This is a genomic window from Methanobacterium formicicum (assembly GCF_029848115.1).
Lineage (GTDB): Archaea > Methanobacteriota > Methanobacteria > Methanobacteriales > Methanobacteriaceae > Methanobacterium > Methanobacterium formicicum.
The window spans coordinates 1-13,933 of record NZ_JARVXG010000030.1 but is presented as its reverse complement, the minus strand read 5'-3'; the positions used below and the strand labels follow the sequence as shown (position 1 = coordinate 13,933).

General features: G+C 35.5%; 16 protein-coding genes. 8 read left to right on the top strand and 8 right to left on the bottom strand.

The features are described 5' to 3' along the window. Window positions 1–37: 37 nt before the first annotated feature. Together QC759_RS02270 and QC759_RS02265 are read right to left on the bottom strand one after the other, a co-directional pair. The gene (locus QC759_RS02270; RefSeq protein ID WP_052659957.1) at window positions 38–610 is read right to left on the bottom strand and encodes a hypothetical protein; all 573 of its coding nucleotides are present in this window, start codon (window positions 608–610) and stop codon (window positions 38–40) included. Window positions 611–693: 83 nt separating this feature from the next. Further along, entirely contained in the window at window positions 694–2,772 is a 2,079-nt protein-coding gene (locus QC759_RS02265) for an AAA family ATPase (protein ID WP_048072333.1), read from the bottom strand. Window positions 2,773–3,114: 342 nt separating this feature from the next. On the opposite strand from QC759_RS02265, the gene QC759_RS02260 reads away from it, so the two are divergent. Together QC759_RS02260 and QC759_RS02255 are read left to right on the top strand one after the other, a co-directional pair. After that, a complete protein-coding gene (locus QC759_RS02260) occupies window positions 3,115–3,984 on the top strand; it encodes a DUF1932 domain-containing protein (RefSeq protein WP_052659956.1) in 870 nt (289 codons plus the stop codon). Between the two features lie 145 nt (window positions 3,985–4,129). Continuing rightward, entirely contained in the window at window positions 4,130–4,348 is a 219-nt protein-coding gene (locus tag QC759_RS02255) for a hypothetical protein (RefSeq protein WP_048073822.1), read from the top strand. 91 nt (window positions 4,349–4,439) lie between these two features. Here the strand turns inward: QC759_RS02255 and QC759_RS02250 are convergent, their stop codons facing one another. Beyond that, complete coding sequence (locus tag QC759_RS02250; protein ID WP_048072332.1) at window positions 4,440–5,729, bottom strand: tRNA(Met) cytidine acetate ligase; 1,290 nt, start codon at window positions 5,727–5,729, stop codon at window positions 4,440–4,442. A 308-nt stretch (window positions 5,730–6,037) separates the two neighbouring features. Here QC759_RS02250 and QC759_RS02245 point away from each other — a divergent pair, with 308 nt between their 5' ends. Beyond that, window positions 6,038–6,646, top strand: a complete 609-nt coding sequence (locus QC759_RS02245; protein WP_048072331.1) for a nucleotidyltransferase domain-containing protein — start codon at window positions 6,038–6,040, stop codon at window positions 6,644–6,646. Further along, on the top strand, window positions 6,603–7,133 hold the full coding sequence (locus QC759_RS02240) for a hypothetical protein (protein WP_048072330.1): 531 nt from the start codon (window positions 6,603–6,605) through the stop codon (window positions 7,131–7,133). Before QC759_RS02245 ends, QC759_RS02240 begins: the two co-directional genes overlap by 44 nt. Window positions 7,134–7,182: 49 nt before the next feature. Here QC759_RS02240 and QC759_RS02235 read toward each other — a convergent pair whose 3' ends face one another. Both QC759_RS02235 and QC759_RS02230 read right to left on the bottom strand, forming a co-directional pair. After that, window positions 7,183–7,338 (bottom strand): hypothetical protein, encoded by a 156-nt coding sequence (locus tag QC759_RS02235; protein ID WP_243687545.1) that lies wholly within the window; start codon window positions 7,336–7,338, stop codon window positions 7,183–7,185. Between the two features lie 11 nt (window positions 7,339–7,349). Then, window positions 7,350–7,742 (bottom strand): winged helix-turn-helix transcriptional regulator, encoded by a 393-nt coding sequence (locus QC759_RS02230; RefSeq protein ID WP_048072329.1) that lies wholly within the window; start codon window positions 7,740–7,742, stop codon window positions 7,350–7,352. 153 nt (window positions 7,743–7,895) lie between these two features. Between QC759_RS02230 and QC759_RS02225 the strand changes: the two genes are divergently transcribed. The 3 genes from QC759_RS02225 (at window position 7,896) to QC759_RS02215 (ending at window position 8,550) form a co-directional block, all read left to right on the top strand. Beyond that, complete coding sequence (locus tag QC759_RS02225) at window positions 7,896–8,120, top strand: tautomerase family protein (RefSeq protein WP_048072328.1); 225 nt, start codon at window positions 7,896–7,898, stop codon at window positions 8,118–8,120. Next, a complete protein-coding gene (locus tag QC759_RS12240) occupies window positions 8,075–8,236 on the top strand; it encodes a 4Fe-4S dicluster domain-containing protein (RefSeq protein WP_144405555.1) in 162 nt (53 codons plus the stop codon). The genes QC759_RS02225 and QC759_RS12240 overlap by 46 nt, the downstream gene beginning before the upstream one ends. Before the next feature lie 161 nt (window positions 8,237–8,397). Beyond that, window positions 8,398–8,550, top strand: a complete 153-nt coding sequence (locus QC759_RS02215) for a hypothetical protein (protein WP_243687548.1) — start codon at window positions 8,398–8,400, stop codon at window positions 8,548–8,550. Window positions 8,551–8,755: 205 nt separating this feature from the next. Here the strand turns inward: QC759_RS02215 and QC759_RS02210 are convergent, their stop codons facing one another. After that, window positions 8,756–10,747: an FUSC family protein gene (locus QC759_RS02210; protein ID WP_048072327.1), complete on the bottom strand. Its 1,992-nt coding sequence runs from the start codon at window positions 10,745–10,747 to the stop codon at window positions 8,756–8,758. A gap of 364 nt (window positions 10,748–11,111) precedes the next feature. Then, window positions 11,112–11,537: a sirohydrochlorin nickelochelatase gene (cfbA, locus tag QC759_RS02205; protein WP_048072326.1), complete on the bottom strand. Its 426-nt coding sequence runs from the start codon at window positions 11,535–11,537 to the stop codon at window positions 11,112–11,114. Between the two features lie 427 nt (window positions 11,538–11,964). On the opposite strand from cfbA, the gene gad reads away from it, so the two are divergent. Beyond that, window positions 11,965–13,353: a glutamate decarboxylase gene (gene gad, locus QC759_RS02200; RefSeq protein WP_048072325.1), complete on the top strand. Its 1,389-nt coding sequence runs from the start codon at window positions 11,965–11,967 to the stop codon at window positions 13,351–13,353. An 86-nt stretch (window positions 13,354–13,439) separates the two neighbouring features. Here gad and QC759_RS02195 read toward each other — a convergent pair. Next, the coding region (locus tag QC759_RS02195) for a sensor histidine kinase (RefSeq protein ID WP_279844876.1) at window positions 13,440–13,933 on the bottom strand (494 nt) is incomplete at its 5' end.

Here is a 13,933-nt window from a genome sequence, read left to right as displayed (position 1 = left end):
ATGAAACTAATTAGTTTCATAGTATAAAGTTTTATTATTAACCCTGAAACTGTCTTGAATTTTCTTGTTCTAATTGGATCTCCACTTCCCGATCTACAATGTTTTGCACTCGGTCTCTAACATCATAAATCGATTCCCATGTACGTTTTCCAAAATTACAATGTGGACAAGTCCAAGTATGCCATAAAAAATGATCTGATATCACAAGTTTAGTCTCACATTCAGGGCATCGGGGAGTAGGTGCCACATTAAATACGGGTACTCTATTCATGTTAAACGGATCAAAATCTAATACTGGATCGATTATAGGAGTTCGGACTTGCCATTTTACTCCAAAATAATCTTTTCTGAGGACATTTTGCCAGCCATTGCGAGGTATTGATCCATAATATGTCGATTTACTATTCATTCTTCTTTTGATAAAAATAACACATATCCATAATAAAAATATTAATACTAAAAATTGCCACACAATCGGAGGAATCGAATAAAGAAACTCTATCCAACTAATATTATTTATTGATGAGTAAAAATAAGATAAAAACCCCATAACTAAGTATGCAATAATTGGAGGGAGATAACGCTCAAAAAGTAATTCTTTCAATTTCATTTTTTCATCTCATAATTTCGAATTAATAAGCATTATTATAATGTTTTGAAATAATTGTGGTGATAAGTTGATAAAAAATAACTTCATTCATTAACAACTTGACATCCAACATTAGAATTATATCCTGAAATACCTAAATTCTCACAAATTTCTTCATAATCCAATATATCAATTCCATTTTTTTTAGCAATGAATTTATAAATACAATTACAGACGCCTATAGTTTCATCGGAAAGATTTCCGAAAGTATTTATGTGTTGCAGAGCATTTTTGCAAAATCTTAGCTTATTTTTAATTGTTCCAGAAGTACTTTGATAGTCTTTCTTTTTGCTGATTAAGATATTTTCTTCAATAAATTTTCCAATTGGAACCTTTTTATATTCACTATGTTCAAATGGATTATATTCTAAATTTTCTCTTTCATCATTTCCCATTTCAAAATCTTTTAACACTTCTAAAAGAACATTTTCAGTTAAAAGATTTTCAATTTCTCTTACTGTGAGTTGACAGTATCTCTTTCCTAAATTAGTCCTTAATTTTTCCTTTCTTTCTATTTTAGAGTTTTCATCATCAGCATCTGAAATTAAAAAGAGATTACCACATAAATTATCCACATTAATTTTATCTTCTTCATTGAGTCCTTCTAAAAATGACCAATGGGTAATGTTACTCCCTGCATATTCAACAAAAGAATAATGGTAATCTTCATCAAATTCCATGAATTCAAGACCGATTTCTTCGGCTTTTTCTTTTAAAAAATTCTGATAAACATCAAAATATTTTTTGAGATAGTATCTATCAGTTATTCCTTCAACCCAAATCGTACAATTTGATAAAAAAACTGAAGATTTCCTAACGCCTAATAACTCAAGAGCATCCACGTCGCCATAAGATAAAGACTCAACGAAAAAATTAGGTGTTTTTTCTTCGTTTTCATCATCATCAACTTCTTTTTTGACAGAAAATATCGATACATTTTCATAATCTAAAGAAAGGTCTAGGAAGTGATTAGAGTGAGTTGTTGCGAAAAATTGGAAACCTTTAAAATCATTGAATGTATCCATAAGCTTCCGCTGTAATCCTGGATGCAAATAATGTTCTGGTTCTTCAATAAAAACTAAGACGTTTTCGTTTTCAGGGAGGTTCTCACATAGATACAAAGGTAATGTCATGATAATAACAGATTGGATTCCATCACCTAGATTATAAATTGGCATTTCTTTTTCATCGCCAATTTTGACAGTTAAAACCTCATCACTTGATTCTTTTGGAATTAAGGTAATTCTTTGATTATCAAAAAATTGTTGGGATAAAAATTCTTCAAAGTCTTTAATCATCTTTCGTTGATTATGATTACCTAATAAATGGTCTTTAATATCTTTATATGCTTTTAAACCAGTATAAATTTCAAAATTCCATGATTTAAGAAATTCTTCAGTTTGATGCCCAAAATAATCTGCTGTAGTTCTTGTAAAATAAATATCTTTATTATCAAAAGAACGAAGCCCTCTTAAAATTGGTATGTATATTTTTTTAAAATTAAAATTAAAATTAACATCTAATATTCCTTCGCCCCACTTTCCAAGAAATTTAGATAATTGGTCATTATAACTATTCCCTATGTAAGTAAAACTAAATCTATCAATAGTGCCACCCTGTCGATTTTCTATTAATTTTTCTAAATGTTTTTTCAGTTTTTCAAGGGGTAAAAGCACATTTTCATCATTTGAAAACAAATATTCCAATTTAATTTCATCTAAATAAGCGTGAATTTTTTTAATTTCATTAATGTGTTTTATTGATGAGAAAGTATCATTTTTAAGGTCTTCCATTTCAGTTTTTAAAATAAGTAAGTCATTTTGTAGTGTTTCAAAAATATTGTTTTCGGGTAAGTTCAAGTTACTTATATTACAATTTATTTCTTTAATGGAATTATCAGAAGGTTTAAATTCTAGAGGTTTTGTATCGATACTTTTAGATAGTTCATTAGAAGATAATAGGGCCCTTAAAAGACGGCTCTTGCCAGAATTATTAGCCCCTACAAATATATTAATTTTTGACAAATTTTGAAGGATTTGACCTTTATTAAAGTCTACTTCGCTAAAATCCAAAAAAGAATAATGTTCGTCAAATATTTTTATTTCATCAATAATTACTACCATAATTATAGTTAATTGGAGAAAATTAATAAACCTTTTTAGATTTTTTCAGTTTTCAGAAAATTATTTCAGTTTTTGTTGGAATTGTTTTGATTAAATTTTATTTTTAGATATCAAATACATGTCTGTAATGGAAAATTATGGTTTAAAAACTAAAACATACCCTTCTGGCAATTATTTTAGTAATTACATTGCCTTTTCTTAACCAATCTTTTTTTTGAATAGAATTAAAATATCAGAAAATAAAAATATCTTAAAAGATTGTAGCAGAAGTTATATGAAATGTTTTTGGACAAATAATTCGCACTAATTTGATGAAAAAATGTAAATGAATAAGTTGAGAGAATGGCACGAAAAAATAAAATAAAAATAGGTTTCCTTGGATTTGGAGAAGTTGCATCAACCTTATCTAACGGCCTGCTGGCACGGGGAGTGGAAGTTTCAACCTGTCTTGAGGGAAGAAGCCAGAGATCAGTGGAACTTGCAAAATCAACTGGTGTTGATGTGTTTGATAGTTTAACCGAGCTTGTTGGGTCGTCTGATATTCTTTTATCTGCTGTGGTTCCTGCCGAAGCCGTTAGTGTGGCTGCAAAGGTAGGTGGTGGGGGTTTTGATGGGGTGTATGTGGATTTAAATAACGTCTCTCCTAGTACAGTTAAAGAAGCTTTCAGCCATATCACTACTGGAAAAACTGTGGATGGGGCTATAATGGGTGGTATAAAGAACGGTTTAGGGACTCCTATCATTGCCTCTGGTGAGTTTGCTGAAGACTTTGCTGAATTGAACCAGTACGGTATGAATATTGAAGTAATTGGTACCGAGCCTGGTCAGGCCTCGGGGTTGAAGATGCTGCGTAGTGCCTACACCAAGGGTGTTTCCGCACTTCTTTTTGAGGCATTTCATGCTGCGTACCAGATGGGAGTTGATGAAACCCTACTACGCTATTTAACAATGAGTGAAGGATCACATTTTCCTGCATCTGCCAACTCACGACTCACCAGCAGTACCTATCATTCCCAAAGACGTGCCCAGGAAATGGATGAAGTGGTGAAATTCCTAACCGAATACGAGGATCCACTGATTACCCGTGCAACATGTGAGTTTTTCCACTCGCTTCCCGATAAAACTGGGACAATAGAAAAAAAACCTGCAGATTACCGGGATGTGTTCCGGAAAGTTGATAAAAAAAGAGTTAAGGAAAAAAAATCCCAGTAGTTCACAGTAATCCTCTATTCACAATATAAATAAATAGGATTTTGAGTATAATATTATACGCAGAAAAAGCATGGATCTCAGTGAAATTTTACGGACACCATCAATGATAGCTTCTTAAAATCTTTAAAAAATGGATTTGATGCTCATGACCAATGAAGAACATGCTAAAGAATGCCAGGAACAGTTGAAAAAGCTTACTGGAAAAAAGGTAGTGGATTGTTCTTTCCGCGCCTATAATAACAACTGCTGGAGACTTTACATAGTCACAGATACTGGTAAAATGGTGATGACCTTCTGTCCAGACTGGTCCTGTCCAGTGGTAGAGCACCACCAGGCCCACCATGAAGCGGAAAGTCCAGAGTGATTATTCCCCCAACAAGGGAGATTAACCACAATACAATACTAATTTTATACAAATCAACTTTTTATACTCACGTCAACTTCTACTCATTGTTCTATCCCACAATTAACCGGATTCTCCAGCCTCTCTTCCTCTTCACCAGTTCTCCCTCTAGTGGAATAATCTGGGAATCCACCAGTAAGCGCAGGTAAGTGGCCATCTTCCCGGGTAGTTTCAGTGGACTTTTAACCTTACCCTCTTTTGTTTTCAACTCACAGGCTAAAACACCCCGTTTATCCACGTAGAGGTATGCCTTTAATCCTTCCTCCAGCTTGGGAAGTTCAAAACTCCGCAGGTGAAGACCGGCATCAAAGGAGTATAATGGTTTATCCTTTGTCCGGGCACCGTTAAGGAACTTTTCATGGGCCTCGGAACTGGTTAAACCTGTTTCAACCATATTAGCCACAAACCAGTCCCTTTCAATAACCCGTTCTACAGTCTGGTCCGGGGGGATGATCCCCTGTTTCTCATAATCCTGAATTAGCTCGTAGATTTCTCTACGTGTCACATCTTCCTCCACACAGCTTAAGGCCAGTCTGCTTAACACTGGACCGTAACCTGCCTGGCGCAGGGATGCCCACACCTGATTCTCAGCCTGGTACCATCTACCCTGAATGATATGCTCCACTGCCTCGGCATTTAAATGGGCGGTGTTTAAAAGATGATGCCTTGAGGTGGTGTTCAAGCGTTTCAAGAGTACATCCATATCCCTGGTTTCAGGAACAGTACCTTTATCAATTTCCTCCTCCAGTATGCGTACCGTGGATTTGGGAAGCAGTCTTTTCACACTTCCAGGTATACGGAGATTGTTTTCCAGGATTTCGCTACGTATCTCCCTGCCTGAGATCTTCTCCCCATTTACCTTACCCTCCGGTATGAAATGAAACTCCATTTTACGATTAAAACGCTGATACAAAAACTCGTTCACCGCATACCACCGGATAACATTTCTGTTAGGTAGATTACGGGGAATACCACTGAATATTCCCCTTCTAATGAATCTGGCAGCGTATTTTTTTATCTGGGCGGGGTTAACTTCTGCAGCATCCACATAGTCAGTGACCCCGTCCTGGATCATCATGGCTATCCTTATGGGGACGGTGTAGGACATGGTCAACCGGTGGTGCAAACCTTCAATTGGCACTATCCGGTCAGCCCCTGCCTCCAGAGCCATCTTACTCCTTCCCTCGAAACTGACAAAGAAAGGGGCGTGATTGGCACTGTAACCTTTATTAAGGTAGATAACCACCTCATCACCTTTCTCATCAGCTACTTCCCTAGCCTTCCCAATAAGGGAAGCATGTCCCTTGTGAACTGGATCAAAATCAGCGCTTATTCCTATCACTTAATATTACCTCTTTTTTTAATAAAAAACGTGTATATTGATTTTTAAGATTGAATTAATTTGTTTATTATATTATTCTTGTTATTACCAAAATGTTTTGGCCAACTAAATTATCTGTTGAGATCGTTATAAATAAGATACCGAAAAATTTGACGATATACAAATGCAATAAAAATTCTTTTTTTGTTGGAGATGATATATTCACGTAGATTATAGTATTTTTACTATAACATTATAGTATATTTGCTATAGTATTATAGTAAGTTTGATATAATATTATATCATATTTACTATAACAGGAGTTTCTCATGAAAGACAATAAGATCGAAATAGTAAAAGATTTGGTAACATTCGGACAGGGGAGTAGCATTCGTCAAATAGCCAACAGAGTAAAAATACCCTATGCTAATGTTTATAAAATTATTAAGAAATTAGAGCTAGATGATCTAGTAACTCTTGAAAAGATTGGTTCTTCTTATAGATGTTCTCTAAATAAAAAAGTCCACCCACTTATATTCCAAGCAGAATATGAGCGTACTAAAGACCTCCTTGAAAAAAATACTGATCTAAAAATTTTAAATCAAAAATTATATAACCTAAATTTTCCATTTATTGCTTTAATTTTCGGATCTTACGCTAAAGGAACAGCATCCAAACATTCTGATATAGATTTGATGATAATATCTGAAATAAATCGTGAGAAGGAATTTGAAAGGAAAATAAATTTGTTACCATTAGATATTCACCCTACGATATTATCTTTTGATCAGTTTATGAATATGGCTAAAACCAATGAGTTTAGCGTAGTTTCTGAATTATTGGATAGAAACATTATATTGATTGGGATAGAAGATTATTATAGGATGTTGGAGCATGTTAGACCCAGAACGAATAAAAATAGCGGAATCGAATTTTAGAAAAGATTTGAATGAAGGACTAATTAAAAAAGTAGCCCCTGAGGAGAATCTAATCGATGCTTTGCACGATAATGCTTTAGAAAGTTTAAGTGTAGCTGATTTTCTAAATAAAAAAGATTTTTCTCCATTGTGGGTCATTGTTTCTTCTTACTATTCAATGTATTATATGGCGAAAGCTGTTTTAATTTCAATTGGTTTTAAAGTAAGTGGTGAGGTTTCGCATCGCGTAACTGGCGATGCACTAATTGTTTTAGTGAGAAATAAATTAAAGAAACAGCTTTTTGAGGATCTTGATGAAGCTAGAACTGAATTTGATGAAATAGATAATTTAACTGATGATATAATCGAACTTTATGATCTAGAACATAAAAAGAGGAATGATTCTCAATATGTCTTAGGGTATGAGGTAAAAGCATCCAAAGCAGGAACCTCACTAGAAAGAGCTAAACAATTTGTTTATGAACTTGAAAAACTTATTATTGAATAAATGGGCACGTTTTATATATTCTGTAAAAAGATTTAGAACATTAGGTTGCCTAGCGTTCGCTATTAGCTTTAATAGTCCTGTAAACTTTAAGGGATTCTTTCAAGAATTTCTTCTTTTCGGATGTTGCTGGTTTGTTCAGATTTCTAGCGAAACGGTCTGTATCCTTCCCGGTTAACGTGGGTGTTGTTGCAATTGCTCTGGCCATGTTCTTCACCACTAACAATTCATCTGTAAAGTTTCTTTCAATGATTCTTTGGATTCTTCTCTTAATTTAATGCTATCTTCACTTTTTAAAACTTCATCCAGGGCAAAATTAAACATTTCAAAGATGATCCTATTTAATCTGCGCCCTTTTTCAGTTAAATAGTACTCTGTATGGCCTGCAGATGAGTTTAACACTATTTTTTCCACTACACCGTTTTCTTCTAATTCTTTAAGTCTTTCCGATAAGACCTTACTGCTCAATCCAGGATTAAGTTCCAGGAAACCCTTAAAATTTTTACAATCACAGAATAATCCTTTAATTATAGGGATAGTCCATTTCTTCCGGAGGTAGCTGAAAGTATCGTCTACAGTTTGGTAAAGTTCTTTTAAATAATCGTTACCCATTCTAATTCCCCACTTACCTATTGGTAATTACCCAATGGTTAGAAAAACTACTTTAAGTTAGTTTAACACAATTTGCATTGTGATTTGTTTATTTATGATCTTGTTCATTTTCATTAATAAATAAATCATTGAAACAAGGGAATGGTGGTAAAAATGCCAGTACTTCATGTGAACATATGGAAAGGTTTCGAACAGGAAAAAATCGAGTATTTAATTGAGAATCTAACCAAAGTCTTCTCGGATGTTGGAATTTCACCCGAAGCAGTGGAGGTCATAATACACGAAATTCCACAATCCCACTGGGGATTAGGTGGAGTACCCTGTACTGAAAAATTCAAGGACATGGATCCGGATTCCTGGCAGAAAATGCCCAAATAAAACCCGAACATGAACACGCTGCAGTGTGTAGTGAGTGTGGTGTTTGTGAAGAGCACTGTCCCCAGGGTATCAAGATAAGTCAGGAATTGAAGGAGGTTAAAGAGTTTTTTTTTTGAATAAATTGTCTAAGTAGCCTTCCTAACAGTTTTCACCGAACCAAATCTATTAGGATTATTTATTATTTTGATTATGCAAAGATAAAAATGGTGATGAAATAGGCCCAGATATTGGATTAATTGAATGGACTCCTTAAGTGATTCCTGTAAGGATTTTATTCATGGCAAGAGACGATAGGGAAGACATTGAGATAAAATACGCGGAAGAGGCTTTAGAAAGGAATGCTAAAGCAAGAATTCAGTCCATTAATATAATTTCAATTGAGGTAGCCAAGAAAATTGAAAAGATAAACCAAACTAAAAAGGCCTTATAGGCAAAACGCATAACATATCCTAAATTCTGGATTAATACTACTATGCCATTTTACTATTTAATTATTAATTCATTCCATGTAATTGTGTTGATGATGTAAAGTAAGTCCACATATCACCTCCCACGATGTGTTTGCTTCTTACCTACTCGACAGTTTACCACTTATTAAATATCTTTTAACTCTTCTTAGTGGGCAATTTATTTTTTTATTGATTCAGATCTTTGTATTTCTCCAGTGCTCCTGTTTCTACTGCTTCTTTAGTCAAATAATGTATTAGATAGATGTCAGAAACTATCCATTCAAAATATTGTTTAATGTCCTCATGTTCTTGAAGCATTTTAGAAATTGTCTCATCGTAAATATGCATATCCGGTAGTTCTTCAGGTATCTCATTTCTTTCAATTGCATTTACAAATATGTCCAGAATTTTAGAGCTTAAATCTTTAAGAGGAGAGAAATCCAGTTTAGAAATCTCACTTTCGTATCCTACAATTGCGGAAATATCCTCAGTAAGATTGTAACAGGCACCAGATATATCTTCATAAATTTTCAGGTCATCAGAAACATCTTTAAATGTATCTTGAACCTTTTTTAATGATGATTCAAGGTTATTATATTCTAATAATGATGTTTCAAGCTTTGAAGTTGCAGCTTTATTATCATAATTTCCGGATAAAATGAGCGCTGCATATTCTTGATTTGCTTTTAGAACCTTAAATATCTGATTAGGTAAATTTATCGTTAATCTTTTTGGTAATATACCATAAACAAGTATAATGGACACAATTGAACCAATAAGGATGTCTATTAGCCTAGCAGCAGCATTATTAATCACTTCACCCTGTGGCCAAACAAAGACTGTAAAAACAGTTACTGCTAGGATCGAAAGGCCAATATGATTGGGTAAAAAGGCTCTGAAGAAATAAAGTGCCACTAATGCAAATATCAGTAGCATATAATGTGGGAAAATGAAGGCTAAAATAATGGCTAATATGACTGCGAAGAGATTGAATGAAACCCTAGTAATCATGTTGTCCCACGTGCTGGTAACATCAGGTTTGAGTACTATAAGAACACCCATAGCAATCCAAGCAGGGTCTCTTGAATGGTCGATGAACACAAAAGATAGGGTTATTACCATTGCAATTGTAAATCTTAATGCATGACGTATGTATAATGAATCCAGATTAAATCTAGAGGTTATTACCTGTTTAAATGACATCTTATTTAGAAGGGTGATTTTAACAGTTTCCTCTTCACTTTTATTTATAGGGCTGGAAAGTATTCGGTTTGAATCTTCAAAAAATTTTATAAAATTATCTGCTAAAAATTTTATAGATTCATCAACTTTTTCATCCATATACAAATTTAATTCATTTAAAGTTGATTTAACGTTTTTAAGATTAACTTCTCCTTTTTTATTTACTATATGATCGGCTATAGAGCTACTAACAGAATTAGATTCATTAAGAAAATTCTCAAATAACACTGCTCCTTTACCGGTAAGTCTGGACTGAACTGTTCTCCCGTAATTTCTGAGTCCGGTCAAATACAATCCATAATCAAATAGGTTATGATATGATTTATTAATGGGAACTCCTGCTAGATTGCGTCTTACTGAACCTATCTTGTTTATAGATGTGTTAGGATCAAACCCTGATGCAACCATTTTCCTTTTATAATTATCTCTTTGAATAAATTTCCATACCAGAAGTATGGAAGCTATAAGATAAGCAAATAAAACATAAATAATCAAATCAAAAACATTTGTACTACTTTTTATAAGAACCGTTGCGGTATAATATGAAATAAAAATCAGATACCCAAATAATCCCTCAGCCTTTCCAAATATATACAGTGTAAATGGGAAAAAAGACCATATTACAGTCAAAACTATGAAAAATGGTAATCCAAACATATGTGCTACTGAAGCACTTACAAATGCCAAGGACATTAAAATAAATCCAATAACTGAAAAAGTAACAGCTTTCCTGAAGGGAATTGCTTGATCCATTAGAACCGATGCAAATAATACTACCATAAAAATAATTTCTATGCCTTGCCTTAAGCCAATAAAATAAGCTATAATAACGCTTAAAATAGCTAAGCCTATTGCTCTAAATGCATGGCCCCATAAAGGTTTTCCTGTGGGTGCTGAAAGTCTTTTAAATCTTCTAATAAATCCTTCTCTTTCCAAAACATCACTTCCTTTTAATTTTCATTAAATTAAGTAATTAGATTGAGTTAGAGAGATCATTTATTTTTAGAATCATAGTCAAGTCAGCACAATGTATCCAATAGCTCTTTTGAAGATTTATAAATGGATAGTATGAAATTTTAATATCAGACAGTTTAACATTGACCCTATCCCAATGAGTACTAATGTAAATTATGTCCCCCGTAATTATAATTCTTTCTAAATCTGATGTGGACAAGGTAAGTATTAAAAAAATTTCTATTTACTTGATTTCATTTAAATAATGGGATATTCTTTTGATAAGGACTTTCCATTATTGAAAGAATCATAATACCCCATGGTAGAATCGTCAGTGTAAACTCCCTTATTCAAGGGAATCTTCTACCTTCTTTTTAAGTATCTCCACGATCCTCTTGTCGGCTCCCAGGGGTTCAATGTAAGTTATCTGGCCCTCAAATTCAATTTTTTCCCTTTCCTGGTTGTAGTATCCGGCATCTTTTCTTGGTTCACCTAAACCCAGCATGTAGGGAATATCTTCCTTGGTGTGGAGACCATGGGCCAGGAAAACCGGCACAGCAATGATCCGGGAAACCCCCTCCTTGGCCAGGGTGTTAATGGCTGTGGGTATGGTGGGTTTTTCAATGTTCATAAATCCCACTTCCACCGGGTAATCTGATTCTTCCTTATACTGCTCCCACAGGCGGTACACCACTTCATTCCCCGAGGATAAACTGCTACCGTGTCCCACCAGTAAAATGCCTATGTTTTCTGAGTCTGAACTTGTCACCATATTATCATCCCACTTAACTTCTCATTTAAAGCTTTTAAATATCTGTATTAAAAATTTAAGGGCCATATTTTCCATTATACTGGTTTTTTAAATCGATAACTGTCCTATAGCTCAGGGGTAATAACCCTTACTCATTTAATACTACAATCCATTCTATGGAAGTAATATGGATTATCATCCTATTTAAAGGTTATATAAATCTTTTTTGAGTAATACTCAAAATTATTTGAATTATTTGATAGATTAAATAATTTAAAACCTTTTAAAATTATATTACGGCTTAAATATTCTAATTTTAAGAAAAATCTTGTAAATAATGCCGGAAAAGTAGATAGCTCAGAAGGGCTGGCTGTAGCTATGAACAAAGTTTAACCACTTTAAACTCCATAATTTAATAGAGAATTCAATGGCACAAGGAGTGTTTTAATTGTTATCAGAAAAATTAGACCTGGGGAAACTGAAAAGATCAGAAAGGGAACACACCACCACCTACGGAAGTCGCTACTTTAGTGAGAGTATCCCGAAATACGAGATGCCTGAAGATGGAATGCCCGCTAAAGCAGCCTACCAGTTGATACACGAGGAACTGAACCTGGATGGGAATCCCGCCCTTAACCTGGCCAGTTTCGTAACCACCTGGATGGAACCCGAGGCTGACCAGCTGATCATGGATACCATGGGTAAAAATTACGTGGACAACGATGAATACCCCCAGACCTCCAAAATCCAGGACCGGGTGGTTAACATGTTAGCCCGGCTCTTTAACGCACCCCACGAGTGCAAATCAGTGGGAACCGGAACCATCGGATCCTCAGAGGCCATCATGCTGGGACTTCTGGCCCATAAATGGACCTGGAGACAGCGAAGGGAAAAAGAGGGCAAACCCGCGGATAAACCCAACATAGTCATGGGGGCCGATGTGCACACGGTGTGGGAGAAGTTCGCCCGCTACTTCGACGTGGAACTGAAGTTAATACCCTTAACCCGGGATCATTACACCATAACTGCCCGGGACGTGGCCCAGGAAGTTGATGAAAACACCATAGCCGTAGGGGCAGTCATTGGGACAACCTTCACCGGACAAATGGACCCAATCAAGGAAATAAACGATTTACTGGTGGATATCAAGAAAACTAAAGGATGGGATATACCCATACATGTGGATGGGGCCAGTGGGGGCTTTGTGGCACCATTCATTTTCCCGGACATGGAATGGGACTTCAGACTGGAACAGGTGAAATCCATCAATGTATCGGGCCATAAGTACGGCCTGGTGTACCCGGGAGTGGGCTGGATAATATTCAAGGACAAATCCGACCTGCCTGAAGATCTGATATTCGATATCAACTACCTGGGGGGATTGATGCCCAATTATTCCCTTAATTTTTCCAAGGGAAGCAGTACCATAATCGCCCAGTACTATAACCTCATCAGGCTGGGTAGGAAGGGTTATAAGGATATAATGACTAACATGTTCGATAACACCCTTTATCTGGCCGGTGAACTTGAAAATTCTGGTAAATTTGAACTTATCAATAAAAATATCATTGTCCCCCTGGTGGCGGTAACTCTAAAGAACGCAGATTTCACGGTTTTCCAGCTTTCAGAAAAACTGCGGGAGAAGGGATGGATTGTCCCGGCCTACACTCTGCCCGCCGATGCAGAGGATGTGGCTGTCCTGCGAATTGTGGTTAAGGAAAACTTCGGCCGGGATATGGTGGAAATGCTCCTGGAGGATCTGATGGAAGCCTACCATAAACTGGAAAAAGAGGGACCTAAAGCGGTGAAGGAATCTAACCCCACCTTACTTTATTGATCCATTAAAGTCTGGTATGAAAATTAGGGAATAAAGTTAGTGATAGTTCTATTCTTAGGTGACTAGTTCTATCCTACTTATTTTATCTAAATCCGTTCTTTGTAATTCAGTTCCTGGAAAGTAATGGTGAACTTTGTCCCGCGAATCCTGTCGATTTTTAGGCTCCCATCTAACTGATTTACCAGGGTGTGCACCAGTTGCAGCCCCAGTGTCTCCGCATTTTCTGGCTCAATATCAGCGTGTAATCCCACCCCATTATCGGAGATCTCCAGCTGGAACAGGTTACCGGTTTGAACCAGCTTTATTTTAATAACTCCTTTCTTATTCTGGAAGGAAGGGGGGAATGCGTACTTTAAACTGTTTGTTATCAGTTCGTTTATAATGAGTCCACAGGGTATGGCGGTGTCGATATTCATCTCCACATCTTTAACCTCGAAAACCTGTTCAATATCCCGGTTTTCTATTTTGTAGGTGTAAATCAGGTTTGATGCCAGTTTTTCTATGTAGTCCTTGAAATCAACCCGGGTGAGGTTAGGAGATTGATAAAGCTTCTCATGGATCATGGCCATGGATTTAACCC

Excerpts from the sequence above, each read along its gene's own strand:
- QC759_RS02240 (WP_048072330.1), top strand. The coding sequence starts at position 6,603 with ATGTTAGACCCAGAACGAATAAAAATAGCGGAATCGAATTTTAGAAAA.
- QC759_RS02215 (WP_243687548.1), top strand. The coding sequence starts at position 8,398 with ATGGCAAGAGACGATAGGGAAGACATTGAGATAAAATACGCGGAAGAG.
- QC759_RS02270 (WP_052659957.1), bottom strand. The coding sequence starts at position 610 with ATGAAATTGAAAGAATTACTTTTTGAGCGTTATCTCCCTCCAATTATT.
- QC759_RS02230 (WP_048072329.1), bottom strand. The coding sequence starts at position 7,742 with ATGGGTAACGATTATTTAAAAGAACTTTACCAAACTGTAGACGATACT.
- QC759_RS02225 (WP_048072328.1), top strand. The coding sequence starts at position 7,896 with ATGCCAGTACTTCATGTGAACATATGGAAAGGTTTCGAACAGGAAAAA.
- QC759_RS02265 (WP_048072333.1), bottom strand. The coding sequence starts at position 2,772 with ATGGTAGTAATTATTGATGAAATAAAAATATTTGACGAACATTATTCT.
- QC759_RS02235 (WP_243687545.1), bottom strand. The coding sequence starts at position 7,338 with ATGGCCAGAGCAATTGCAACAACACCCACGTTAACCGGGAAGGATACA.
- QC759_RS02245 (WP_048072331.1), top strand. The coding sequence starts at position 6,038 with ATGAAAGACAATAAGATCGAAATAGTAAAAGATTTGGTAACATTCGGA.
- QC759_RS02255 (WP_048073822.1), top strand. The coding sequence starts at position 4,130 with ATGACCAATGAAGAACATGCTAAAGAATGCCAGGAACAGTTGAAAAAG.
- QC759_RS02260 (WP_052659956.1), top strand. The coding sequence starts at position 3,115 with ATGGCACGAAAAAATAAAATAAAAATAGGTTTCCTTGGATTTGGAGAA.
- cfbA (WP_048072326.1), bottom strand. The coding sequence starts at position 11,537 with ATGGTGACAAGTTCAGACTCAGAAAACATAGGCATTTTACTGGTGGGA.